This window comes from Streptococcus sp. SR4, assembly GCF_000517725.1.
GTDB lineage: Bacteria > Bacillota > Bacilli > Lactobacillales > Streptococcaceae > Streptococcus > Streptococcus salivarius_F.
The window spans coordinates 198133-220529 of the sequence record NZ_AZYW01000068.1 but is presented as its reverse complement, the minus strand read 5'-3'; the positions used below and the strand labels follow the sequence as shown (position 1 = coordinate 220529).

Sequence of the window (22397 nt, the reverse complement as noted above, 5' to 3'; positions counted from 1 at the left end):
AGATGTTCGCTGTTTTAAGCCACGTGCTAGTCTGAATTCTATTTTACGCGTTTAACGAACACTAAAAGAAAATTGATCTCCAATTAAAGTCAGCCTTAGGGTTGGCTTTTTTTGTAAGGGATAGAAATTGTAATGTTTTCTAAAAAATGATATTCTTATTAGAGTTTGAGAGGAAGAAAACATGGGGAAAAAATCAGTTGTATTTGTAGCAGAGCTATCCTATATGGAAAAGTTAGAGGTGGCTCTAAAATCTTTTTGTGCACATAAAGGGCAGTGGAAAATTTATGTGCTAAATGAGAATTTACCAACAGAATGGTTTACGCTGATGAATCGTCGTCTAGAGGCTATTGATTCTGAAATTCTCAATTGTCGTGTGTCTGCCGAAAGCTTTAAACAATTTTCGCTTCCAAGTACGCATATTCATTATGCGACTTTTTTCCGTTATACAATTCCTGAGTTTGTTCAAGAAGATCGCGTTCTCTATTTGGATTGCGATATGATTTTTACGCAGGATTTGTCACCACTTTTTGAAGTGGATCTTGGCGGATTTGGTATTGGAGCGGTGGTGGACCGTCCGACGACGACAGATGGTTTTAACGCTGGCTTGATGGTTATTGATACCGATTGGTGGCGACAACACAAGGTGACAGAGTCTCTTTTTGACTTGACAAAAGAGCGTCATCAAAATGTTTATGGGGATCAAGGAATCTTGAATCTTTATTTCAAGGATGCTTGGTATCAACTCCCATGGACCTATAATCTCCAAGTGGGTTCTGATAAGGACCAGTATGGTTATGGAGATTTGGAATGGTATGATGCTTTTAAAGGGGTACCAGCGGTTATTCATTATACTTCCCACAATAAGCCTTGGACGTCCAAACGTTTCAATCGTTTCAGGGATATTTGGTGGTTTTATTATGCCCTATCTTGGGAAGAAATCTTATTAAGAAAGCCATCCTTAAAGCTTAGCTTTAGTGACATGGTAGGTGATTTTCCTTACCATACGGCGATTTATACTAATACTGCAGACATCTTTGAATTGGAACATTTGCTGCAGGCTCTTCCAGATGTAGCTTTTCATGTTTTGGCTCATTCTCATTTCGGGTTTAATTTGGTGAAGTTGGAGCAGTATCCAAACCTTATTCTCTATCCATCCTTTGATCCATTGACCAGTCGAAAGGTCTTGGAAAAAATAGATTTCTATTTGGATATCAACCCATTTGACGAGGTTGATCATATCACAGAAACGATTCATCAGTTGGGGCTTCCGATTTTCTCTTTTGAAGGAACAAATCACGACCAAACTGGGCAAAATCAAGTGTTCAAGAATGACCAAGTAGACCAAATGGTAAAAGCTGTTCGAGATTATATAGATACGATTGAGAGATAGACCATGGAAAATAAAGAAGTAGTTAGTATTGTTATTCCCATTTATAATGTGGAAGCTTATTTAAAGCAGTGTTTGGAAACGATAGTGAATCAGACTTATCCAAACCTTGAAATCATTCTTGTCAATGATGGTTCCCCGGATAAGTCAGAGGAGATTTGCAAGGAGTTTTTCAAGCGAGATTCGCGTATTCGCTATGTGCGACAAGTTAATGGTGGCCTGTCTGCAGCCCGAAATACAGGAATTGACCTAGCCACAGGTGATTACATCACTTTTGTAGACCCAGATGATTGGGTAACAGAGGATTATGTGGAGACCTTGTACACTCAACTTAAGAAGTATGAGGCAGATGTTTCTATTGCCAACTACAACTTGTTCAACGAGAGTACCAGTAAGTTTTTGATTAAGGTAACTGAGAATGATTACTCTGAGACTCTCTATGAGGGGAGAGAGATTATAGACCAGGATGCCATCCAAGAGACAAGAGATATGGCCTGGGCGTGTGCTATGATGAAACTCTACAAAATCTCCTTATTTGAGGACCTTCGTTTTCCTGTCGGGAAGAATGTCGAAGATAATTTCCTTATGTACAAACTCTTGTTAAAGGCCAATCGTGTGGTTCATACTGAGAAATGTATCTACTGGTACCGAGTGGGTCGTAAGGATACGCTGTCACAGGTCTGGACGGAGAAACGTGTCTTAGATGAGATGGAAGCCAAGAATGAAAAACTAGCTTTACTAGGTATGTTGGGCTATGATTTGACCTGGCACCGTTATATTTATAAGACACGTCTGAAGCGGGCCATTGAAAAAATGGAAGAAGCTAATCTTCAAGATACTGAGACCTATAAGACGGCGCAGGTTAACTTGAGATTTTTGGAGCAATAAAGGTCGAGGGTTAAGCTATTTATTGCTTGGATTAGTCAGAAAGGATAACTATGCTTATTATTGCACAAGAACCTAGTCAGGCAACGGAAAAACTGAGAAGATCACTAGACTCCTTTGGTATTCAGTCGCGTGTGTTTTACACGAATTTTGAAACGGATATTGATAAGGACACTATTAGTTTAGCATCATCATTTATTTACTCCTCTGAGGAAGATTATCAAGGGAAACCACTCTTTTTTAACGATTTGTCAGTTCCTCTATATTGGGAATTGTGGACTTTGGGGATTACGACCTATATTTTTGATGGTCAAGACCGTCGTGCTAGTGTCATTTTTCGTGACAATCTAAAGGAACGTACGGTCAAACAAGTCCAATGGTTTGGACAAGGGGAAAAAGTTGTTGCGATAGACGACTATAATCGCTATGGCTGGCGTACCAAACAGCGTCTTCTGGATAATCAGGGACAAGGCATTATGGATATTTACTTTAATCGTAACCAAGAAGAGGTCTTGCTTCACTATATTCAAGATGGGTACTTGATTGATCAGGGATCTGAAGGAAGAGATAGGATTTTCTTGGGTAGGGAAGAATTAACTAAGGTTGTTTTGAATCAAGTCCTAAAGTCAGACGAAGCTATCATCTGTATGGATTCCAATCTAATCCCGATTTTGCAGACCTTGAATGCTAATCGTCTGGTCTATTGCTCCGACAGTCATGATGGTCTTGAGTTTATTCAAAGTCAAGTGAATCATGTTTTGGTTACTAATTATTATCCCCAAGAGGAACGTGAGTCAGGCATGATTTATTTAGCTGGTGTAGAACAAGACGGTTCTCAGACTTTTGTGCCTCAAGCCATGGTGATGACTGCTTCTGAAAATATTGAGGGGCTAGCTGACTTGGTTGATGCTTTTCCGGATATTGACTTTCATATCGGAGCTCAAACTAGTATGGGACCAAAGTTGACTTGTCTCGAAGAAAAGAGAAATGTCCATCTTTATCCAGGAATTCGTCAGGAGAAATATCAAGAGCTACTAAGGAATTGTTTCATTTATTTAGACTTGAATTATGGAAGCGAAGTGTCTGATGTAACTTTGGATGCGATTGAAAATAGGCAGTTGCTTTTTGGCTTAGAATCAACGGTTCATCGTCACTACTATAAGGACTTACCAACGGTCTATACTTCCTTAGAGGAACTAGAGCAGGGGTTCCGACAACTTATACAGCAAGCAGAGTTTTACCCTAAGGCTCTTGAAAGTCAGAAAGAGGTTTTGAAACTCGCTGAGAGGGAAGAAATCTTAGCTTTCTTTACTAGATTGGAGGGGGAAAAAGATGACGATTTACACCTTTAACCTATTGGTGGGCTATGAACCTAATGGTGTCGATGTGGCTCAGGCGTCTAGAGCTTTGATGCTACGTGAATTAAATGAGCCTGCTAAGTTTATCTTTACGACCTGGCCACAACCCTATAAATTAGACTATTATCTTTCTTTAGGGCATCGCTACGAGGAACTCCTCCATGCCTATCTTAGCTTTACAGATCAAGACAATCATATCCCATCCTTGACAGTAGGGGCCTTGCAGCAAAAATTTAAGTTGACACGTCTAGATTTGAAGAGTCAAAGCGAAACAGACTCTGTTTATGTCTGTTCTGATGGCACTTCTTTAGTCTTCAAGATGGATTCCTACCAAAAAGGTTGTGTGCGGTATGTGGATTACCACGTCAATGGTATGCTTTTAAAGCGTGAGTGGTATGGAACAAGTAAATTAGTCACAGAATACTTTGAAAAAGGCATTATCATCAGGAGAAGTTATCACAATAAAGATGGTCGCATCGCCTTTGAAGAACTCAAGCAAGGGACCAGCTGGTTATATAGGTTGGGAACTGAGATTTTAGTAACAAAAACAGAGGTCATGCGTCGTTTTCTAGCAAGACTTCCGCTGACAACTGCGGATACCTTGTTGCTGGATAGGGCCTCCTTGATGGAGTTTATGCGACCGATTTATGAATTGGATACACCTGCAAAGTTAGGCTTCGTTTTTCATTCAGAGCATGAGTTTGAAAATGGCGACCTCTACTATGAGTATTATTACATCTTTAAGTACGCCCAACGTTTTGATTTCTTCATTACAGCTACGGAGGCACAAAAGGCTGTTTTAGAGAATACCCTGAAAAAGCAAGGTGTAACAGATGCTAGTATTCATGACCTAGCAGTGGGACATTTGGATAAGCTTAGTTTTCCAGAGGAGCAGAGGAAGCCTCTTAGTTTGATGACGGCTTCGCGATTGGACCCACGTAAACGCTTGGATTTGGCTATAAGAGCCGTTGCCCTTGCCCATCAAAAAGAGCCTAACCTTCGCTTTGACATCTACGGTAAAGGTGGGGAGCAAGAGAATCTACAAGATCTAATTGATACTTTAGGGGCGAATGATTACATCCAACTTAGAGGACATGCGGATTTACGAGACGTCTACCCACAGTATGAACTTTACGTGACCACCTCTCAGTGGGAGACCTTTGGGTTGACCCTGATGGAGGCCGTAGGCGCAGGTCTGGCTCTGGTTGGTTTTGACGCTCGTTATGGCAATCCAACCTTCATTAAAGATGGTGAGAATGGCTATCTGGTCCCTTATAGCGAGACTATGGGTGAGGACCTGCTTGTTTCTCAGATGGCGGACAAAATTGTATTTGCCTTAGAGAGTGATCTTGAGTCTATGCACCAAGCCTCATATGAGTTGGCCAAACAGTATTTGAAACTTGAAATTCTAGAGGCTTGGAGAAAGCTCTTGATAGCCATACGATAAGTGTTTTGAAAAAGCTCTATCTCTGTAAACTGTAGTGACAAAAAAGTTACTACAGTTTTTTTATCCTCCAAGCAAAATAGGCTAAATTATGGTAAAATAGAAGGTATTGAAAAATCATCATTTCACGAAAGGAAGCAAGATGAAAATTACGCAAGAAGAGGTAACCCACGTTGCCAATCTTTCAAAATTGAAATTCTCTCCAGAAGAGACAGCTGAGTTTGCGACAACCTTGTCTAAAATTGTCGACATGGTGGAATTGTTGGAAGAAGTGGACACAACAAGTGTTGCCCCAACAACGACCATGGCTGACCGCAAGACCGTATTGCGTCCGGATGTTGCTGAAAAAGGGACTGACCGTGACCGCTTGTTTAAAAATGTACCTGAAAAAGATAACTACTACATCAAGGTACCAGCTATCCTAGAAGATGGAGGAGATGCCTAATGTCATTCAACAATAAAACCATTGAAGAGTTGCACGACCTCCTTGTCTCTAAGGAAATTTCAGCAACGGAATTGACACAAGCGACGCTTGATGATATCAAGGCGCGTGAAGAAGCCGTCAATGCCTTTGTAACGGTGGCCGAAGAAGCGGCCCTTGCGCAAGCTAAGGCCATTGATGAAAAAGGAATCGATGCAGATAACCTTCTGTCAGGGATTCCACTCGCCGTCAAAGACAATATCTCAACAGATGGCATCTTGACAACTGCGGCTTCAAAAATGCTCTACAACTACGAGCCAATCTTTGATGCGACAGCTGTTGCCAATGCCAAAGCCAAAGATATGATTGTCATCGGGAAGACCAACATGGATGAATTTGCCATGGGTGGATCTGGTGAAACATCTTACTATGGCGCGACTAAAAACGCTTGGGACCACAGCAAGGTGCCTGGTGGATCTTCTAGTGGTTCAGCAGCTTCTGTAGCTTCAGGGCAAGTCCGTTTGTCCCTTGGTTCAGATACAGGTGGTTCTATCCGCCAACCAGCTGCATTTAACGGGATTGTTGGTCTCAAACCTACTTATGGAACAGTTTCACGTTTTGGTCTCATTGCCTTTGGTAGCTCACTTGACCAAATCGGTACTTTCTCACCAACGGTTAAGGAAAATGCCCAATTGCTTAATGTCATTGCCAGTGAAGATGCCAAGGATTCAACTTCTGCACCTGTTCGTGTAGCAGACTTTACTTCTAAGATTGGTCAAGACATTAAAGGCATGAAGATTGCCCTTCCTAAGGAATACCTCGGTGAAGGTATTGACCCAGAAGTCAAAGAAACCATCCTCAATGCGGCTAAACACTTTGAAAAATTGGGAGCAACTGTCGAAGAAGTCAGCTTGCCTCACTCTAAATACGGGGTTGCCGTTTACTACATCATCGCTTCATCTGAAGCTTCTTCAAACTTGCAACGTTTCGATGGGATTCGCTATGGTTTCCGTGCGGAAGATGCTAAAAACTTGGATGATATCTACGTGAACACTCGTAGTCAAGGCTTTGGTGATGAGGTTAAACGTCGGATCATGCTTGGTACCTTTAGTTTGTCATCTGGTTACTACGATGCTTACTACAAGAAAGCTGGTCAAGTCCGTACCCTCATTATCCGAGACTTCGAAAAAGTCTTTGCAGATTACGACCTCATCCTTGGTCCAACAGCTCCAAGCGTGGCCTTTGATTTGGATTCGCTCAACCATGATCCGGTTGCCATGTACTTGGCTGACCTCTTGACTATTCCAGTCAACTTGGCAGGTCTTCCAGGGATTTCGATTCCTGCAGGTTTTGCGCAAGGTCTTCCAGTTGGTTTGCAGTTGATCGGTCCTAAGTATTCTGAAGAAACTATTTACCAAGCTGCAGCAGCATTTGAAGCAACAACGGATTACCACAAGCAACAACCCCTTATTTTCGGAGGTGACAATTAATGAACTTTGAAACAGTCATCGGACTTGAAGTCCACGTTGAATTGAATACAAACTCAAAAATTTTCTCACCAACCTCTGCTCACTTTGGAAATGAGCAAAATGCCAATACCAATGTGATTGACTGGTCTTTCCCAGGGGTGCTTCCTGTCTTGAACAAGGGTGTTGTAGATGCTGGTATCAAGGCTGCTTTGGCGCTGAATATGGATATCCATCAGCACATGCACTTTGACCGTAAGAACTATTTCTATCCTGATAATCCAAAGGCTTACCAAATTTCGCAATTTGACGAGCCAATCGGATATAACGGTTGGATTGAAGTGCAATTGGAAGATGGCTCAACCAAGAAAATCGGGATTGAACGTGCCCACTTGGAAGAAGATGCTGGTAAGAACACCCATGGAACAGATGGATTCTCTTACGTAGACCTCAACCGTCAAGGGGTTCCATTGATTGAAATCGTATCTGAAGCAGATATGCGTTCTCCTGAAGAAGCCTACGCTTATTTGACAGCTTTGAAAGAAGTCATCCAGTACACTGGTATTTCAGACGTCAAGATGGAAGAAGGATCTATGCGTGTGGATGCTAACATTTCCCTTCGCCCATACGGTCAAGAGGAATTTGGTACCAAGACTGAGTTGAAAAACTTGAACTCTTTCTCAAACGTCCGTAAAGGTCTTGAATACGAAGTGCAACGCCAAGCGAAAATCTTGCGTTCAGGTGGTGTCATTCGTCAAGAAACACGCCGTTATGATGAAGCTAATAAGAGTACTATCCTTATGCGTGTCAAAGAAGGAGCAGCGGATTACCGTTACTTCCCAGAACCAGACCTTCCATTGTTTGAAATCTCAGATGAGTGGATCGAGGAAATGCGTACTGAGTTGCCAGAGTTTCCAAAAGACCGTCGTGCTCGCTACGTGGCAGAGCTTGGTTTGTCTGACTATGATGCCAACCAATTGACAGCTACGAAGGTTACTTCAGACTTCTTTGAAGCAGCCGTAGCCCTTGGTGGCGATGCCAAACAAGTGTCTAACTGGCTCCAAGGTGAAGTCGCGCAATTCTTGAACGCAGAAGGCAAAACGCTTGAAGAAATCAAGTTGACACCAGAAAACTTGGTCGAAATGATTGCCATCATCGAAGATGGAACCATTTCATCTAAGATTGCCAAGAAAGTCTTCGTTCACTTGGCGAAAAACGGTGGCGGTGCGCGTGAATACGTCGAAAAAGCTGGTTTGGTACAGATTTCGGACCCTGAAGTCTTGATTCCAATCATCCACCAAGTCTTCGCAGACAATGAAGCAGCCGTAGCCGACTTCAAGTCAGGTAAACGTAACGCTGACAAAGCCTTCACAGGCTTCCTCATGAAAGCAACCAAAGGCCAAGCCAACCCACAAGTAGCCCTCAAGCTACTTGCTCAAGAATTGGCTAAGTTGAAAGAAGATTAATAGATAAAGAACCAGCCGAAAGGTTGGTTTTTTCTTTGCAATATTTGTGTTAGACTAGTTGGGAATATTTTTATAGAAGATTTCAGGAGCAAAGCAATGAACAAATTCTTAAGAGTCTTATTTATCCTAGTCATCATCGCCATGACTGGTGCCATTATTTTTCAGCTATTCTTTCCCACCTATATGGGAAGTCATTCGGGTTACGGTATTTCAGTTGGATGGCAGAGGGAGATTGGTATTTGGAATGTGGCGGTTCTGGTCATCCTCCTTGCCGTTAACCTAAAGTACGATTGGTTTTATCTGAGAGCAGTTCTGATTGCTTTGATTCTGGGAGGCCTAGGTATTGGAACCAATCATTTCCTTAGCTATCTTCAATACCATCACTCTGTTAATGCTGTTGGAGCTTTTGAGAATTATCTTTTAGTTCTTGGCTGGATTGTCGGTTGGTGGCTAGAAAATTCTTCAAGAAAAACAGTTTAATTTTTCTGAAGTTATCGCTTGGCTGGCAACTCCCTGTGTTATAATAAATAGGCATTATCATAATCGAGGAAAACACATGTCTAAACAATTAAAAGGTAGTCTGATGGTCATAACTGCTGGGATTGCCTGGGGAATTTCAGGAGTTTCTGGTCAATACCTGATGGCTCATGGGGTTAATGTCAATCTTTTGACGAGTTTACGTTTGATTCTGGCTGGTACTTTACTAACGGCTTCGGTCTTTTTTAGGCAGCGAGACAAATTAGTACAAGCCATTAAAGATAGGAAAACCTTAGTAAGTATCGCCTTATTTGCTCTCTTTGGTCTGGTCTTGAATCAGTATGCCTATCTCAGTGCTATTCAGTACACCAACGCTGGAACTGCGACAGTCTTACAGTATGTCACGCCAGTCCTTATTCTGGCTTTTGTGTGTGCAAAGAACCGCAGATTTCCAACGGTCTCAGAGTTAGTGGCGATTATCATGGCTATTGCGGGAACCTTTATTATCGCCACGCATGGTCAGGTGACAGAGTTGGCTATCACACCTATTGGCTTGTTCTGGGGCCTCTTCTCGGCAGTAACCTATGCACTCTATATCTTACTGCCTGCTAAAGCTATTGAAAAGTGGGGCAGTCTGATTGTCATCGGTCTAGGAATGTTACTCGGTGGTCTGATCTTTCCAATTGCTATCCAAGCCTGGAAGTATGAGTTCCCCTTGACTGGTGGCAATCTTTTAGCACTCTTTGGGTTGGTCTTCATCGGGACAGTTTTTGCTTATACAGTTTTCCTCAAGGGAACAACCATGGTTGGCGCTGTAAAAGGAAGTCTTCTGGCATCGGTAGAACCAGTGGCATCGGTCATTTTAACGGTCTTAATCATGGGTGACCACTTCTTTGCCATTGATGTGCTTGGAATGATTTTAATTGTTCTTGCTGTCATCCTCATTTCACTTAAGGATTTAGTAGCCCTTAAAAAACAAGAAAAAATTCAAAGATAAGAATGGAGCCTGAGTGATTGTGGCTCTTTTCTTTATTGTTCTGTAAAGGATGTTCTTAAAAAATAGGACTTAAGTCCCACACATAAACCTTAAAAATATGGTAAAATAAGAGGTAAACTAACATTTTGGAGAGAAAATGAGTATAGACGATTACAGGCCCCATTTTATGGTGGAGGCTGTTTATGATTTGAAACCTGACCAGCTACGTGAACACGGTATTCGTGCTGTCTTGGTCGATTTGGATAATACCTTGATTGCTTGGAACAACCCTGATGGGACTCCTGAGCTACGTGCTTGGTTAGATGAAATGACAGAGGCTGACATTCCGGTGGTTGTGGTCTCTAACAACAAACATGAACGTGTTGAACGTGCGGTTGCCAATTTCCATGTGGATTTCGTGAGTCGTGCCATGAAACCTTTTACTAAAGGGATTAATGAAGCGATTGAACGTTACCACTTTAATCGAGACGAGGTCGTTATGGTGGGAGACCAGCTAATGACTGACATCAGAGCTAGCCACAGAGCCGGAATTCGATCGATTTTGGTCAAGCCTTTGGTGAAATCAGATGCTTGGGTAACCAAGTTTAACCGTTGGCGTGAACGTCGCATGTGGAAAAAGATTGAAAAAGCATATGGTCCAATGACCTTCAACAAAGGAATTTAATGGAAGAATTATTTTGTATTGGGTGTGGAGCCCAAATTCAAACAGAAGATAAAGAAAAGGCTGGTTACACACCCGCTAGCTCTATAAAAAAAGCTGAAGAAACAGGTGAGTTGTACTGTCAACGTTGTTTCCGCCTTCGTCATTACAATGAAATTGTGGATGTCCACATTACAGATGACGAGTTTTTAAAATTGCTTCATGAAGTTGGAGACAGTGACGCCCTCGTTGTCAATGTTGTTGATATTTTCGATTTTAATGGGTCAATCATTCCAGGCTTGTCACGCTTTGTTTCTGGGAATGATGTGCTCTTGGTCGGAAATAAAAAGGATATCCTACCTAAATCCGTTAAAGATGGTAAGGTAACCCAATGGTTGACAGAGCGTGCCCATGAAGAAGGTATGCGTCCTGTGGATGTCATGTTGACGTCTGCCCAAAATCATCACGCCATTAAAGAGCTAATTCAACGTATTGAAAAACTCCGTAAGGGTCGTGATGTTTATGTTGTCGGTGTGACGAATGTTGGTAAATCAACCTTAATTAATGCGATTATCAAGGAAATTACAGGTGATAAAGATATTATCACGACTTCTCGTTTCCCTGGAACAACCCTTGATAAGATTGAAATTCCTTTGGATGATGGTACTTACATTTTTGATACACCAGGAATCATCCACCGCCACCAGATGGCACACTATCTGTCAGCGAAGGATCTCAAGTACGTTAGTCCTAAGAAGGAAATTAAGCCAAAAACTTACCAGTTAAATGCAGGCCAAACACTATTTCTAGGCGGTCTTGGACGATTTGACTTTATTGATGGGAATAAGCAAGGTTTTACAGCCTTCTTTGATAATAACTTGAAGCTTCATCGTACCAAACTTGAAGGTGCAGATGCCTTCTATGATAAGCATGTTGGAAGTCTTCTCATGCCTCCTGGACCAAAGAATCTGGCTGATTTTCCAAAACTTGTTCGTCACGAATTTACTGTCAAAGATAAGACAGACATTGTCTTCTCGGGATTAGGTTGGATTCGTGTCCAAGGAAAAGCTGACCAACCAACCATCGTTGCCGCCTGGGCACCAGAAGGCGTTGGCGTCGTCGTACGAAAAGCGATTATTTAAACTTAATAAAGTAGTTAAAAGCATAAAAGAGTCTTTTCAATGAACATGAGGTTTGCCTAGATTTACGTCATGAGCAAACGATGTGTTTTTCGCAGTGATAGTCCAAGTAACATAAAATGTGACTTGGATTCGGAATTTTTGAGACCCTAGGTTCAAAAATTAGCTATGAAACCGAAGGTTTGCTAGCGTCCGTATCACCTAAGAAAAACAGCAAAAAAATTAAAAGGAATAAACATGTCATTAACATCAAAACAACGTGCCTTCCTCAAATCGGAAGCACACACCCTTAAACCTATTGTACAAATCGGGAAAAATGGTCTTAACGACCACATCAAAACTAGCGTTCGCAACGCCCTTGATGCCCGTGAATTGATCAAAGTAACCCTACTCCAAAATACTATGGAAGATATCCATGAAGTTGCTGAAATTTTGGAAGAAGAAATTGGCTGTGATACAGTCCTTAAGATTGGACGTATCTTGATTCTCTATAAAGAATCAGCTAAAAAAGAAAATCGTAAGTTGTCACCAAAGGTCAAAGCAATCCCAAAATAGTTGCTGACTTTGCTTGGTGAAGGACAAACTAAGGTATAGGAACACTTTTGAAGCATTAAAGCTAGCCTTAAGTCAGTTGTATAATGCTTGAGAAAGAGGAGGCGTACATGGCACTAGATCTCGTAACCCCATTTACAAAGGTTCAACTAGAGGAAGAAATCAAAGATACAGGCCGTAAGCAAGTGGGAATATTAGGTGGAAATTTCAATCCTGTTCATAATGCCCACTTGGTTGTTGCTGACCAGGTGCGTCAGCAGTTAGGTCTTGATGAAGTTCTTCTCATGCCTGAATATGAGCCACCTCATGTCGACAAAAAAGAGACCATTGATGAAAAACACCGCCTTAATATGCTTATGTTGGCTATTAACGGTATTGAAGGGTTGGACATCGAAACTATTGAGTTGGAACGTAAGGGAATCAGCTATACCTATGACACCATGAAGCTCTTGACAGAGGCTAATCCTGATACGGATTATTACTTTATTATTGGAGCGGATATGGTCGAATACCTACCTAAGTGGCATCGTATTGATGAACTTATCGAGATGGTACAATTTGTTGGTGTTCAGCGTCCTAAGTATAAGGCTGGAACGTCTTACCCAGTTATTTGGGTGGATGTGCCCCTTATGGATATTAGTTCGAGTGCAGTCAGAGCTTACATTAAGAAGGATCGCACACCTAACTTTATGGTGCCACAGTCTGTACTTGCCTACATCAAGAAAGCGGGGCTCTATAAATGACCTATGAAAAATATCTAGACTATTCTCGTGAAGAACTTCTTGAAAAGATTCGAGCGGTCATGAGCCCTAAACGCTTTAATCATGTCCTGGGTGTTGAGCGAGCTGCTATTGCTCTTGCTGAAAAGTACGGATATGATACTGAGAAAGCCGGATTGGCTGGTTTGCTTCATGATTATGCCAAGGAACTCCCAGATCAGGAATTCTTGGGGCTTATTGATAAATATAAGCTTGATCCTGAATTGAAACAATGGGGAAACAATGTCTGGCATGGCATGGTTGGGATTTATAAAATCCAAGAAGATTTGGGATTGACTGATTCCGAAATTCTACGCAGTATTGAAATCCATACCGTCGGAAGCCATGAAATGTCAACCCTAGATAAGATAGTCTATGTGGCTGATTATATTGAGCATAACCGTAATTTCCCTTTGGTAGAGGAAGCTAGACAAGTAGCAGAGCAATCCTTAGATAAGGCCGTTGCTTTTGAGACAGTTCATACCGTGGAACACTTGGCTCATCAGGCCTTGCCGATTTTCCCGCAAACCTTGGAAACCTATAATGCTTTTGTGCATTACTTAAAAGATTAATAACAATTACTGGAGAATATCATTGACTAAAGAAGAATTACTTGAATTGGTTGTCAAAGCTGCTGATGAAAAGCGAGCTGAAGACATTGTTGCCCTTGATTTGTACGGCCTTACAAGCCTAACTGATTACTTTGTTATTTTGAGTGCAATGAATAGCCGTCAGTTGGAAGCTATTGCTGACAACATCCGTGAGAAAGTGAAAGAAGCTGGCCTTGATGCTAGCCACATGGAAGGTGACAACAAAGGTGGTTGGATTCTTTTGGATCTTAACGACGTCGTTGTTCACATCTTTACAGAAGATGAACGTGCTCACTATAACCTTGAAAAACTCTGGCACGAAGCACCAATGGTGGATGTGTCAGCTTATTTGGCATAAAAATTGAACTCAGTTGGCGACAACTGGGTTTTGTTGCTTAAACTAAAGATTTAATAGGAAGGATAGAGCCTTGTGTTTAGTTGGTTTGTTAACTGAACACGAGCTAAAAGCAGTGAGAAAAAGATAAACTTTCCTTGTATCCGGCGATACGGCAGAAAGTTTCCTATTTTCTCTGTGCTTTTGACGCTCTTTGTATCTTGATTTATGGCTACTTATGAAACTTTCGCGGCGGTATACGACGCTGTTATGGATGATAGTCTTTACGATTTGTGGACGGATTTTTCCCTCCGTCATTTGCCAAAGACTAAGGATAAAAAGAAATTACTTGAATTGGCTTGTGGAACTGGAATTCAGTCTGTACGCTTTTCTCAAGCTGGTTTCGATGTAACTGGACTCGATTTGAGTGCTGATATGTTGAAGATTGCGGAGAAGCGAGCGTCTTCTGCCAAACAGAAAATTGACTTTATTGAAGGCAACATGTTGGATTTATCGCAAGCGGGCAAGTATGACTTTGTGACCTGCTACTCAGATTCAATCTGCTATATGCAGGACGAAGTAGAAGTCGGAGACGTCTTCAAAGAGGTTTACAATGCCCTGAATGAAGATGGTGTCTTTATCTTTGATGTGCACTCAACCTATCAGACGGATGAGGTTTTCCCTGGTTATTCCTACCATGAAAATGCAGAAGATTTTGCTATGCTCTGGGATACTTATGAGGATGAGGCACCGCATTCTATTGTCCATGAATTGACCTTCTTTGTCCGAGAGGAAGATGGTAGCTTTAGCCGCCATGATGAGGTTCATGAGGAGCGTACCTATGAGGTCTTGACTTATGATATCTTGTTGGAGCAGGCTGGCTTCAAATCCTTCAAACTTTACGCCGATTTCGAGGACAAGGAACCGACCGAAACTAGTGCACGTTGGTTCTTTGTGGCCCAAAAATAAGAGCCTATGACAGTTACAGGTATTATTGCTGAGTTCAATCCTTTTCATAACGGCCACAAGTATCTCTTGGATCATGCTGAAGGTATCAAGATTGTTGCCATGTCTGGGAACTTTGTTCAGCGAGGCGAGCCAGCTATTGTGGATAAGTGGACTAGAGCTCAGATGGCTTTGGAAAATGGAGCTGACCTCGTGGTTGAGTTGCCTTTCTTTACGGCAGTTCAGTCTGCTGATTATTTTGCTGCTGGAGCCGTCGATATCTTGTCCCGACTGGGAATTGATAGCCTTACTTTTGGTACGGAAGAAGTCCTAGACTACCAGGCTATAGCAGATGTCTATGCTGAAAAGTCAGAGGAAATGGAAGACTTTGTGGAAAGTTTGGCTAGTGATTTGTCTTATCCACAGAAGACTCAAAAAATGTGGGAAAAGTTTGCTGGTGTGGACTTTACTGGCAATACCCCCAATCATATCCTAGGCTTAGCCTATGCCAAAGCTTGTGCTGGTAAGGGTATTAAGTTGACTCCTATTCAGAGACAAGGAGCTGGCTATCATTCCTCAGACAAGGAAGTATCTTTCGCCTCAGCGACCAGTCTACGTCTCCACAAGCAAGATAGTGATTTTGTGGATAAGTTCATGCCAAATAGCAAACTTTTTCAAACTTCTCCACAGGTCACTTGGGATAATTATTTCCAATTGTTGGTTTATCAGATTCTTACAAATCCTGATTTGACCAGTGTTTTCCAGGTGAATGAAGAGCTTGCCAGTCGTTTAAAAGCTGCTATTCGTGAGGTTTCTTCTGTGGAGGAACTAGTGGATAAGGTGGCGACCAAACGCTATACAAAAGCACGGGTACGTCGTATTTTGACCTATATCCTGGTTGGAACTGTGGAAAATCCTTTGCCTGAATCCATTCATGTGCTTGGATTTTCTCAAAAAGGGCAGTCTCATCTCAAAACTGTGAAAAAGTCTGTGGATATAGTGGCTCGGATTGGAAGGGAGCCTTGGGATATGCTTACACAACAAGCAGATAATGTTTATCAATTAGGCAACCCCGCCCTTTCTCAACAAAACTTCGGACGCATACCAATTAGAGTAAAATAGTTTTATAGAAGGTCTACCTCTGGTAGGCTTTTTTACTTCTTTTGCGAATAAATGTAATAGAAAGGATAAACTTGTACAAGTTCCTGACAAGTTTATTCTTTTGGTATATAATAAAAGAAAAGAGGAAAATGAGGTATGCTAATGGAAGCAGTCGTCTATTCAACGTTTCGAAATCATTTAAAGGATTATATGAAGAAGGTTAATGATGAGTTTGAACCTCTAGCTGTAGTCAATAAAAATCCTGATGAAGATATTGTAGTGGTCTCAAAGAGTGAATGGGATAGCATTCAAGAAACATTGCGTATTGTTCAAAATAAAGAACTATCAGACAAGGTTTTAAGAGGAATGGCTCAGGTACGTGCTGGAGAGACTCAAGAACATGCAATAAAGGAGTAGAAAATGTTACTCACTTTTACTGAAGATGCATGGACAGATTATTGTTATTGGCAAAATCAGGATAGGAAGACACTTAAGCGAATCAATAAGCTGATTAAAGATATTCAGCGGGATCCTTTTTCAGGTATTGGTAAGCCAGAACCCTTAAAGTATGACTTTCAAGGAGCTTGGTCTCGACGAATTGATGCTGAAAATCGTTTGATTTATATGATTGATGGTAAGAGCGTCGCTTTTCTATCTTTTAAAGATCATTATTAGGTCTACCCTTGGTAGGCTTTTTTACTTTTCGGGAAATATTCTCAAAAAGGTCAAAAAAGATCAAACAAAACTATTGACCTTTACTGACTAATAGTGTATGATAGTTACATAAGGATTTATCTTCCTTATAAGTTTTGTAGCATTGGCTAGATTATTGTAAAAAGGTAATTATAGCTTGGCTACAAAAAAATGATAACAAAGGTCAAAAAAACTATTGACTATTACTGACCAATGTTGTACAATATAAACATAAGGAAATGAAATCCTTATGAAGGTTATGTAAATAGCCCATATACCAATAAAAAAGGATTGCAGCTAGTCTGCAAAAATTTTCATCTGAAAGGTCAGTAAAAGTCAAAACCAAGTTCTTGACCTGATCAAATGAAAGGTATATGATAAAACTGTAAGGAGAAAGGATTCCTTAATATTCAAGTTTCTTTCTGAAAAAACTATTTATGTTTTTGAAAGGGGCTTGGAAGTTAGCTATATTGAGAGATTCACAGAAAGAAGGTGGCTCTTATGCTAAATGACAATTTATTTAAGACTGAGAAAGTTCTCAGTCTCCTACCAAGAGCAAAACCTGAAATTATTAGAAGAGTAGTTGAAGCTACTAAAAATTTTTAGGGTTTTGGTCAGTAAAAGTCAAAACTTACACATTAACATAAAAAATAACACTTAAAAAATTTCACAAGAAAACACAAAACGAGGTAATTATATGAACAACAACTTTAACAATATGGATGATCTTTTCAATCAATTGATGGGTAACATGGGTGGTTACCGTTCAGAAAACCGTCGCTACATGATTAACGGTCGTGAAGTGACACCTGAAGAATTTGCTATCTACCGTCAAACAGGTCAATTGCCTGGTAATGAAGGTGAAGCAGTGAACCCAACTCAACATCAAGGTAAAGGACCTAAACAAGACGGTATTCTTGCTAAACTTGGTCGTAACTTGACTGAAGAAGCTCGCGAAGGTAAATTGGATCCAGTTATCGGACGTAACAAAGAAATCCAAGAAGCTTGCGAAATCTTGGCTCGTCGTACCAAGAATAACCCAGTCCTTGTCGGGGACGCCGGTGTTGGTAAAACAGCCGTAGTTGAAGGTTTGGCACAAGCCATCGTAAATGGTGATGTCCCAGCTGCTATCAAGAACAAAGAAATCATCTCAATTGATATTTCTGGACTTGAAGCTGGTACTCAATACCGTGGTAGCTTTGAAGAAAACATTCAAAACTTGGTAAATGAAGTCAAAGAAGCTGGAAATATTATCCTCTTCTTCGATGAAATCCACCAAATTCTTGGTGCCGGAAGCACTGGCGATGGCCAAGGCTCTAAAGGTCTTGCTGATATCTTGAAACCTGCTCTTTCACGTGGTGAATTGACAGTGATTGGTGCAACAACTCAAGATGAATACCGTAACACTATCTTGAAGAACGCAGCTCTTGCTCGTCGTTTCAATGAAGTTAAGGTTAATGCTCCTTCTGCTGAAGATACCTTCAAGATTCTCCAAGGTATTCGTGATCTTTATGAAAAACACCACAATGTTATCTTGCCAGATGATGTTTTGAAAGCAGCAGTAGATTTCTCTGTCCAATACATTCCACAACGTAGCTTGCCAGATAAGGCTATCGACCTTGTCGATGTAACAGCTGCTCACTTGGCTGCTCAACATCCAGTGACTGATGTGAATGCTGTTGAACATGAAATCGAAGAAGAAAAAGCTAAACAAGAAGCTGCAGCTGCTAAAGAAGATTACGAAGCAGCTCTAAATGCTAAAGTTCGCATTGAAGAACTTGAAAAGAAAATTGCTAACCACACAGCAGACCTTAAAGTCACAGCAACTGTCAACGATGTGGCTGAATCTGTAGAACGTATGACTGGTATTCCAGTGTCACAAATGGGTGCAACTGATATCGAACGTTTGAAAGATATGGGTCACCGTTTGCAAACTAAGGTTATCGGTCAAGATAAAGCCGTTGAAGCAGTGGCACGTGCCATCCGTCGTAACCGTGCAGGATTTGACGAAGGTAACCGTCCAATTGGTAGTTTCCTCTTTGTAGGACCTACTGGTGTTGGTAAAACTGAGTTGGCTAAACAATTGGCTCTTGATATGTTCGGAACTAAAGATGCTATCATTCGTTTGGACATGTCAGAATACAGCGACCGCACAGCCGTTTCTAAATTGATTGGTACAACAGCTGGTTATGTTGGTTATGATGACAATAGCAATACTTTGACAGAACGTGTTCGCCGTAACCCATACTCAATCGTCCTTCTCGACGAAATTGAAAAGGCTGACCCTCAAGTTATCACACTTCTTCTCCAAGTTTTGGATGATGGTCGTTTGACTGATGGTCAAGGTAACACTGTAAACTTCAAGAATACTGTGATTATCGCAACTTCAAACGCAGGATTTGGCTATGAAGCTAACTTGACAGAAGATGCTGATAAACCAGAACTTATGGATCGTTTGAAACCTTACTTCCGTCCAGAATTCCTTAACCGTTTCAATGCTGTCATCGAATTCTCACACTTGAGCAAAGAAGATCTTTCTAAGATTGTAGACCTTATGTTGGTTGAAGTTAACAAGACTCTTTCTAAGAAAGACATTGACTTGGCAGTTAGCGAAGCTGCTAAAGAATACATGACTGAAGAAGGCTACGATGAAGTCATGGGTGTTCGTCCACTCCGTCGTGTGGTTGAACAACAAATCCGTGACAAAGTCACAGACTTCCACTTGGATAACCTTGATGCTAAACACCTAGAAGCTGATATGGAAGATGGTGTCTTGGTTATCAAAGAAAAAGATGTTAAATAAATAGCATAAAACCTCCTAATCCTATTTATGAAGCAGAGATGTTAGACGTCTCTGCTTTTTCTTTTTTATAAATTTTTTAGACTTTCCTTGGGTGCTAGGGACGGAAGCGACTTCCTAACGGAATTCCATTCCTAAGAGTTGAGTCTGAGTCTCAAATCTTCCGAGTGAGAGAAGCAATATGGCTTCTCTCACTTTTAGCACAGCGGAAAGTCTTGCTTTGGGTAGTGTGAAAATCTTATGGCTCATTTTTGACATTAAAAATGTTGAAAGTGGTAGTTAAAACTGACGACGCTAAATTGATTTTTACAGAATACAAGTAGTTGTCGATTTTTCATTAACACAAAAAGGTAAGTAGCACAGGCTACTTACCTTTATTCTTTATCCTCACTTTGATATTTTTGCAAGCGTTCTTGGATGATGTTGAGTCGGGGTTCGAGGTCTTTTTTGAAGACGCGTGTTTTATAGTTGAGGTCTTGTTTGATGTCAGCGAGAACAAGGTTTTGTTCCTTGATGATGTCAAGGTTGCGTTTGATATTGTCCAGATCGTGAGAGATATTTTCTCGTGATTGGTTGAGGTCCAGGATTTCCTCTTTGATGTCTTCACGTCGTTTATAGGCGTAGTAGGCACCGTAGGCAAGAGTTCCAAGAGCTAGAAAGCGTCCGATTTTCATTCTGTTACCTCTTTAGCGATGCTGTCAGCAAGGTCGGCCAGGGCAGCGAAGTCTGGTTCGTGTTCGTCAAATCCCATGTGGATACCATCGTCTGCACCGTAACGAGGAACGAGATGAATATGAGCGTGGAAGACGGTTTGTCCAGCAACTTCTTCGTTGTTATTAAGGATATTCATGCCGATAGCTTTTGTTGCTTTTTGGACGGCACGAGCAATTTTTGGAACACGGCTAAAGACAGTCTCAGCAGTCTCAGCAGACATTTCTAAAATGTTGCGAACGTGTTCTTTAGGGATGACCAAGGTATGTCCTTTTGTAGCTTGTGAAATGTCGAGGAAGGCTAAGACCTTGTCGTCCTCGTAGACTTTTGATGATGGGATTTCCCCAGATATAATTTTACAGAAAATACAATTATCCATAATAACGACCTTTCCATGAGTTTTTGTTATAATAGATTATATCATACCAAAGAGAGAAAAGATAATGCTTAAATTAGAAAAGGTGACGGGTGGTTACGCTAATATTCCCGTCCTAAAAGATGTGACTTTTGAGGTGGCTGATGGTGAATTGGTTGGTCTCATTGGTCTTAATGGTGCTGGGAAATCAACAACAATTAACGAAATTATTGGTCTCTTAACACCTTATGGGGGACAGATTGCCATTGATGGGTTAACTATTCAACAAGATCCAGCTAGTTATCGTCAGAAGATTGGCTATATTCCTGAAACGCCAAGTCTCTATGAAGAGTTGACGCTTCGTGAACATTTGGAAACGGTGTTGATGGCCTATGGTCTTGATGTGACTGAGGGGATGGCACGTGCGGACAAGTACCTCAAACTCTTTCGCTTAGATGAAAAGTTAGACTGGTTCCCGACTCAGTTTTCAAAGGGGATGAAGCAGAAGGTCATGATTATCTGTGCTTTTATTGTGAACCCAAGTCTTTTCATTGTTGATGAACCCTTCTTGGGCTTGGACCCCTTGGCAATCTCAGACTTAATTGAGCTTTTGGCTGAGGAAAAAGCTAAGGGTAAGGCAATTCTCATGTCTACACACGTTTTGGATTCAGCTGAGAAGATGTGCGACCGCTTTGTGATTTTGCACCATGGACAGGTCTTGGCCCAGGGAACTCTCGAGGAGCTCCGTCAGACTTTTGGTGACGATAGTGCTAGTCTTAACGATATCTACATGCAGTTAACTAAGGGAGAATTGTCATGATAGCTAAGCTATTTATGGAGCGTAGCAAGCGATTCAATGCCCGCTGTGCTAAGTATAGTCGCTACGTCTTTAATGATCACTTTATCTTGGTTCTTCTCTTTCTTCTAGGTTTTGTCTTGGTTCAGTATAGCCAGTTGCTTCGACATTTTCCAAAGAATCCGTGGGCAATCATTCTTGGTTTGCTTGTGCTTTGTCTTCTATTGCCTTTCTGGGGGAATATTGCGACTTATTTAGAGCCTGCTGATAAGCATTACCTTTTGGTGAAGGAAGAAGAGGTGTTAGACCATGTTAAGAAGGCAACAGGGCGTGCTTTTAGATTTTGGGCCTTTATCCAGACCTTGATTTTTATCTTGGTTGTCCCACTTTTTTTGGCCTTGGGTCTTCCAGTTTGGGGAGTTATCCTTGTAGCTGTGGCTATGGCTATTCTTAAGTATTTTATTTTCCAGAAAAAGGCCCAACCTTTTTATAGACAGTCTGGACTGAATTGGACTGAGGCTATTGCAGCTGAAAATAAGCGTCAACAATCGATTCTGAAGTTCTTTTCACTCTTTACCAATGTTAAAGGGATTACGTCGAGTGTTAAACGCCGTTCTTATTTGGATGCTATTCTCAAACGTACAAAGAAAGACAAGGAACATACCTGGTACAATCTTTACCTAAGAGCCTTCTTGCGTTCTGGAGATTACTTTGCCCTTAGTTTACGCCTGTTTGCCCTAACACTTTTAGTTATCTTTTTGGTTCCTGAAAAATGGTTGGCTATGGTGCTTGTGGTTGTTTTTGATTACCTCTTGCTCTTTCAGCTCACGGCACTTAAATCGCACTTTGCTTATCAGAGAATGGCTAACCTTATGCCAGTTGGAAAAGACATGCAGGTAAGCAATCTTAAGCGCTTGATTAGCCAGATTGTACTTGGGATGACTCTGGTACAGGCTATTTGTCTCTTCGACCTTAAGTTTAGCCTGATTTTGGTTGGAATGATGCTAGTTCTGAGCCTTGTTTACCTACCAGCCAAGCTTAAGAAGATGATTGACTAACACCTATTAAATAAGTTAAAATAG

At 41.2% G+C, this 22397-nt stretch carries 24 protein-coding genes; 22 read left to right on the top strand and 2 right to left on the bottom strand.

The features are described 5' to 3' along the window. The first annotated feature begins 181 nt into the window (after positions 1–181). The 20 genes from HMPREF1519_RS08810 (at position 182) to HMPREF1519_RS08715 (ending at position 19456) form a co-directional block, all read left to right on the top strand. Complete coding sequence (locus HMPREF1519_RS08810; RefSeq protein ID WP_037611918.1) at positions 182–1390, top strand: glycosyltransferase; 1209 nt, start codon at positions 182–184, stop codon at positions 1388–1390. Between the two features lie 3 nt (positions 1391–1393). Next, the gene (locus HMPREF1519_RS08805; protein ID WP_037611917.1) at positions 1394–2275 is read left to right on the top strand and encodes a glycosyltransferase family 2 protein; all 882 of its coding nucleotides are present in this window, start codon (positions 1394–1396) and stop codon (positions 2273–2275) included. A 50-nt stretch (positions 2276–2325) separates the two neighbouring features. Beyond that, entirely contained in the window at positions 2326–3624 is a 1299-nt protein-coding gene (locus HMPREF1519_RS08800) for an accessory Sec system glycosyltransferase GtfB (RefSeq protein ID WP_037611915.1), read from the top strand. Then, entirely contained in the window at positions 3605–5077 is a 1473-nt protein-coding gene (locus tag HMPREF1519_RS08795; RefSeq protein ID WP_037611914.1) for a glycosyltransferase, read from the top strand. Before HMPREF1519_RS08800 ends, HMPREF1519_RS08795 begins: the two co-directional genes overlap by 20 nt. A 139-nt stretch (positions 5078–5216) precedes the next feature. Next, a complete protein-coding gene (gene gatC / locus HMPREF1519_RS08790) occupies positions 5217–5519 on the top strand; it encodes an Asp-tRNA(Asn)/Glu-tRNA(Gln) amidotransferase subunit GatC (protein WP_037611912.1) in 303 nt (100 codons plus the stop codon). After that, the gene (gene gatA, locus HMPREF1519_RS08785) at positions 5519–6985 is read left to right on the top strand and encodes an Asp-tRNA(Asn)/Glu-tRNA(Gln) amidotransferase subunit GatA (protein WP_037611910.1); all 1467 of its coding nucleotides are present in this window, start codon (positions 5519–5521) and stop codon (positions 6983–6985) included. Before gatC ends, gatA begins: the two co-directional genes overlap by 1 nt. Then, the gene (gene gatB, locus HMPREF1519_RS08780; RefSeq protein ID WP_037611909.1) at positions 6985–8427 is read left to right on the top strand and encodes an Asp-tRNA(Asn)/Glu-tRNA(Gln) amidotransferase subunit GatB; all 1443 of its coding nucleotides are present in this window, start codon (positions 6985–6987) and stop codon (positions 8425–8427) included. Before gatA ends, gatB begins: the two co-directional genes overlap by 1 nt. A 96-nt stretch (positions 8428–8523) precedes the next feature. Beyond that, positions 8524–8907 carry a hypothetical protein gene (locus HMPREF1519_RS08775; RefSeq protein ID WP_037611907.1) on the top strand — a complete coding sequence of 128 codons (384 nt, stop codon included), beginning with the start codon at positions 8524–8526 and terminating at the stop codon, positions 8905–8907. A gap of 76 nt (positions 8908–8983) precedes the next feature. Next, positions 8984–9901 carry a DMT family transporter gene (locus tag HMPREF1519_RS08770; RefSeq protein ID WP_037611905.1) on the top strand — a complete coding sequence of 306 codons (918 nt, stop codon included), beginning with the start codon at positions 8984–8986 and terminating at the stop codon, positions 9899–9901. Between the two features lie 136 nt (positions 9902–10037). Continuing rightward, positions 10038–10565: a YqeG family HAD IIIA-type phosphatase gene (locus HMPREF1519_RS08765; protein WP_003094053.1), complete on the top strand. Its 528-nt coding sequence runs from the start codon at positions 10038–10040 to the stop codon at positions 10563–10565. Further along, positions 10565–11683 (top strand): ribosome biogenesis GTPase YqeH, encoded by a 1119-nt coding sequence (gene yqeH / locus HMPREF1519_RS08760; RefSeq protein ID WP_037611903.1) that lies wholly within the window; start codon positions 10565–10567, stop codon positions 11681–11683. The genes HMPREF1519_RS08765 and yqeH overlap by 1 nt, the downstream gene beginning before the upstream one ends. Before the next feature lie 234 nt (positions 11684–11917). Next, positions 11918–12235 carry a ribosome assembly RNA-binding protein YhbY gene (gene yhbY, locus HMPREF1519_RS08755; protein WP_037611902.1) on the top strand — a complete coding sequence of 106 codons (318 nt, stop codon included), beginning with the start codon at positions 11918–11920 and terminating at the stop codon, positions 12233–12235. A 107-nt stretch (positions 12236–12342) separates the two neighbouring features. Further along, positions 12343–12975 carry a nicotinate-nucleotide adenylyltransferase gene (locus tag HMPREF1519_RS08750; RefSeq protein ID WP_002884372.1) on the top strand — a complete coding sequence of 211 codons (633 nt, stop codon included), beginning with the start codon at positions 12343–12345 and terminating at the stop codon, positions 12973–12975. Beyond that, the gene (gene yqeK, locus HMPREF1519_RS08745; RefSeq protein WP_037611900.1) at positions 12972–13562 is read left to right on the top strand and encodes a bis(5'-nucleosyl)-tetraphosphatase (symmetrical) YqeK; all 591 of its coding nucleotides are present in this window, start codon (positions 12972–12974) and stop codon (positions 13560–13562) included. Before HMPREF1519_RS08750 ends, yqeK begins: the two co-directional genes overlap by 4 nt. Before the next feature lie 22 nt (positions 13563–13584). After that, positions 13585–13938, top strand: coding sequence for a ribosome silencing factor (gene rsfS, locus HMPREF1519_RS08740; protein ID WP_014632696.1), 354 nt, complete (start codon positions 13585–13587; stop codon positions 13936–13938). Between the two features lie 204 nt (positions 13939–14142). After that, the gene (locus HMPREF1519_RS08735; protein ID WP_022496427.1) at positions 14143–14883 is read left to right on the top strand and encodes a class I SAM-dependent DNA methyltransferase; all 741 of its coding nucleotides are present in this window, start codon (positions 14143–14145) and stop codon (positions 14881–14883) included. A 6-nt stretch (positions 14884–14889) separates the two neighbouring features. Then, complete coding sequence (locus HMPREF1519_RS08730) at positions 14890–15981, top strand: nucleotidyltransferase (protein ID WP_037611898.1); 1092 nt, start codon at positions 14890–14892, stop codon at positions 15979–15981. Between the two features lie 141 nt (positions 15982–16122). Further along, the gene (locus HMPREF1519_RS08725; protein ID WP_013991075.1) at positions 16123–16377 is read left to right on the top strand and encodes a type II toxin-antitoxin system Phd/YefM family antitoxin; all 255 of its coding nucleotides are present in this window, start codon (positions 16123–16125) and stop codon (positions 16375–16377) included. A 3-nt stretch (positions 16378–16380) separates the two neighbouring features. Beyond that, complete coding sequence (locus HMPREF1519_RS08720; RefSeq protein WP_014634942.1) at positions 16381–16635, top strand: Txe/YoeB family addiction module toxin; 255 nt, start codon at positions 16381–16383, stop codon at positions 16633–16635. A gap of 715 nt (positions 16636–17350) precedes the next feature. Further along, positions 17351–19456, top strand: coding sequence for an AAA family ATPase (locus tag HMPREF1519_RS08715; RefSeq protein ID WP_037611896.1), 2106 nt, complete (start codon positions 17351–17353; stop codon positions 19454–19456). Positions 19457–19827: 371 nt separating this feature from the next. Here HMPREF1519_RS08715 and HMPREF1519_RS08710 read toward each other — a convergent pair whose 3' ends face one another. Next, positions 19828–20127, bottom strand: a complete 300-nt coding sequence (locus HMPREF1519_RS08710) for a hypothetical protein (protein WP_037611895.1) — start codon at positions 20125–20127, stop codon at positions 19828–19830. After that, on the bottom strand, positions 20124–20543 hold the full coding sequence (locus HMPREF1519_RS08705) for an HIT family protein (RefSeq protein ID WP_004183267.1): 420 nt from the start codon (positions 20541–20543) through the stop codon (positions 20124–20126). The genes HMPREF1519_RS08710 and HMPREF1519_RS08705 overlap by 4 nt, the downstream gene beginning before the upstream one ends. A gap of 64 nt (positions 20544–20607) precedes the next feature. On the opposite strand from HMPREF1519_RS08705, the gene HMPREF1519_RS08700 reads away from it, so the two are divergent. Beyond that, on the top strand, positions 20608–21339 hold the full coding sequence (locus tag HMPREF1519_RS08700) for an ABC transporter ATP-binding protein (RefSeq protein WP_037611893.1): 732 nt from the start codon (positions 20608–20610) through the stop codon (positions 21337–21339). Beyond that, complete coding sequence (locus HMPREF1519_RS08695) at positions 21336–22373, top strand: ABC transporter permease (protein ID WP_037611891.1); 1038 nt, start codon at positions 21336–21338, stop codon at positions 22371–22373. The genes HMPREF1519_RS08700 and HMPREF1519_RS08695 overlap by 4 nt, the downstream gene beginning before the upstream one ends. Positions 22374–22397: the final 24 nt, after the last annotated feature.